A 2,613-nucleotide genomic window follows, 5' to 3' on the forward strand; every position below is an offset into this window, starting at 1 on the left:
CTGTCATGAATCTCCGCCATGCCAGAATGACCCGCCGCAGGCTGCTGACTGGGGGCAGCGCCATGGTCGCGACCTTCGCCATCGCCGGCCGCAGTTCCGCCGCGACCGATGTCGATATCGTTGTCGTCGGCGCCGGGGCGGCAGGAATCGCGGCCGCCCACGCGCTGCGGGCAGCCGGCCGCAAGCCCATCGTGCTGGAGGCCCGCGGCCGCGTCGGCGGGCGCGCTTTCACCGATACCTCCCTCGGCCCCGGCTACGATGCCGGCGCGATGTTCATTCACTGGGCGGAGCGCAATCCTTGGGTTCAGATCGCCCGTGAACTCGGCGTGGAGACCACGACAGAACCCTGGGGCAGCGGTTTCCGTGTCTTCGCCGATGGGCGCCCGATGGCCGATGCGGACCGGCGCCGCCGGCGCGACGCCTTCAACCAGATCGATCGGCGGCTGGAGACCGTCGATCTCGGCGCGCGCGACATGTCGATCGCGGAATTGCTCAGCGATCTCGGCCCTGACAGCGCCCCGGTCGCAGCGTCGGGCCTGCTTCTCTCGATCGGCGAGGAATCGAGTCGGATTTCCGCGCGCGACTACCAGCGCCTGTGGGCCGGGGACGACCTCGTGGTCCCCGCGGGCTACGGCAACCTCGTCGCACGCTCGGCAGGAGGCCTCGACATCCGACTCAACCAGCCTGTCGAAGCCATCCGTTGGGACGGTTCGACCGTGACAGTCGCCACCACCTCCGGCGAGCTGCGCGCCAATGGCTGTATCGTGACGGTTCCCGTCGGCGTGCTGAAGGCCGGAGCGATCCGCTTCACCCCAGAGTTGCCGGCCGCGACCCGGGACGCCCTCGCCGGGCTGCACATGGGTGCGCTGACCAAGATCGCGCTCAAGGTCGAGGGCGATCGCTTCGGCATCGCGCCCGGCGCGAGCTTCCTCGAGGCCGGCGCGCCCGAAAGGCTGATGAACTTCGACATGTTCCCTGACGATCGGGACATCGTCATCGGCTATTGCGGCGGCGACTATGCGCGAAAGCTTTCCGAAGCGGGAGACGAGGAAGCCCGCGCCCATGTCGTGGACCTGCTCGCCAGGATGGTCGGCGAGAACTTCCGCAAGACGGCAACCGCCCTATCCTTCCCGGCCTGGTGGACCGACCCCTTCGCGCGCGGCTCGTACTCGATCTGCGACCCCGGCCACGAAAAGGCCCGCGAGGCCCTAGCCCAACCGATCGGCGGGCGCCTTCTGATCGCAGGCGAGGCGACGGCGGGCGGCGGCGCGATGACGGTCGGCGGTGCAACCCTCGCCGGCCGGGCGGCCGCGGCGACGCTGGCACGGCTGAAGGCCTGAGGGCGGGCCGCTAAAGCTCCAGTTCCCAGTTCTGCCCGACAAGATCGTGACCGAAGGAGTGATGACGCTCCTCGGCGACCAGCCGGAAGCCTTCCGCGACGTAGATGGCGCGAGCGGCGTGAAGGATGTCGTTCGTCCACAGCACCATGCGCCGATAGCCCGCGCCGCGGGCGAACGCGACGGCCCTGACCGGCGGCCTCGGCGGCATGGGCGGCGCGCAGCCTCTGGTGGCTTTCTCCAGGGCCGGCATGAGATCCCAGATTCGCCGGTTGAGCCCGTGCAGGCCCCGAATCGTGTGGGCGATCTCCTCGAGCCTGGCGTCATCGACCGGCCGACGCACCCCGAAGCGCAGATTGCCGCGACTCTCCTCGACCTTCATGTGCTGCGTATGAGTGATCTCGCCCTGCGAATCGAGGACGAAGGTCGCATGGCTGAGATCGTTGCGCAGGCGGGTCGCCGCCGAGAAGCGGTCGACGATCTCCGTCAGTTCGGTGCGGACCGCCCTGTCGGCGACGGCGATCTTGGCGAGGCGCTGGACGAGATCGAGGCGCGCCCGCGTCGTGTTCAGCGTGGCAAAGACGATGGCGGCGGCCTTCTCGTCCGTACCGAGCAACAGCATCAGCACATAGATGAAAAGACTCTCGTTGTTGGACCAGGCGAGATTCAGGTCGCCTACAAGGTTCATGAAGGTTACTCTTCGACCGGACGAGTGACGCGCGGCAGCTTCCTCTAGGGCATCGAAATCCGGCCGGGGGGGCAGGGCGGATTGTCCTCGAGAGGGCCTGCGCATCGACGTTCCCCAAAGGCCAGACTTCGCTCCAGGCGGAGGCGCCATGTTCGAACTGTTCAAGATCCGCAAGGCGCGCCGCATGGCCCACGCTGCGATCGATCCCTTCGTTCGTCGCGACCCGGCCGGAACGGCCACCTTGCAGGCGGGCGACTGGCTCCAGCCGCAGATCATCGGCTTCCTCGCGACGCTTGTCACGCTGATTGCGCAGCGCCATTGCGGCCCGATGCGCAACCATGCCCTCGCCGCGGTCCAGTCCGATGTTCTCAATGCCGTCACCGGTATCGGCCCCGAGGTGATCGGCGAGGAAATCTGCCTGCTCAGCAGCCGTGAGGATCCGGCCTTCGCCGCCGGCGCCAGAGGCGCCGTGGCGTTTCTTGAAGCGCTGCGCCCTCCGAGCGCGCTCGACGAGGTCGATGCCATCTCGATGCCGGGCGATCCCAGCCTGCAGCGGCTTTGGGAGGAGCATGTCAGCCAGTGCCTGCA

Annotated in this window: 3 protein-coding genes; 2 read left to right on the top strand and 1 reads right to left on the bottom strand. The window is 68.1% G+C overall.

The features are described from left to right. Window positions 1-5 precede the first annotated feature (5 nt). Window positions 6-1,340 carry a flavin monoamine oxidase family protein gene (locus ACIPIA_RS13875; protein ID WP_465246960.1) on the top strand — a complete coding sequence of 445 codons (1,335 nt, stop codon included), beginning with the start codon at window positions 6-8 and terminating at the stop codon, window positions 1,338-1,340. A gap of 10 nt (window positions 1,341-1,350) precedes the next feature. Here ACIPIA_RS13875 and ACIPIA_RS13880 read toward each other — a convergent pair whose 3' ends face one another. Further along, on the bottom strand, window positions 1,351-2,025 hold the full coding sequence (locus tag ACIPIA_RS13880; RefSeq protein WP_400510393.1) for a hypothetical protein: 675 nt from the start codon (window positions 2,023-2,025) through the stop codon (window positions 1,351-1,353). A 148-nt stretch (window positions 2,026-2,173) separates the two neighbouring features. On the opposite strand from ACIPIA_RS13880, the gene ACIPIA_RS13885 reads away from it, so the two are divergent. Beyond that, window positions 2,174-2,613 (top strand): hypothetical protein (locus ACIPIA_RS13885; RefSeq protein ID WP_400510395.1); only part of this gene is annotated, 440 nt, incomplete at its 3' end.

The organism is Allobosea sp. CER48 (assembly GCF_044752385.1).
Lineage (GTDB): Bacteria > Pseudomonadota > Alphaproteobacteria > Rhizobiales > Beijerinckiaceae > Allobosea.

What these genes read in the sequence shown, in the direction of transcription:
- ACIPIA_RS13875 (WP_465246960.1), top strand. Translation starts at nt 6, where the DNA reads ATGAATCTCCGCCATGCCAGAATGACCCGCCGCAGGCTGCTGACTGGG.
- ACIPIA_RS13880 (WP_400510393.1), bottom strand. Translation starts at nt 2,025, where the DNA reads ATGAACCTTGTAGGCGACCTGAATCTCGCCTGGTCCAACAACGAGAGT.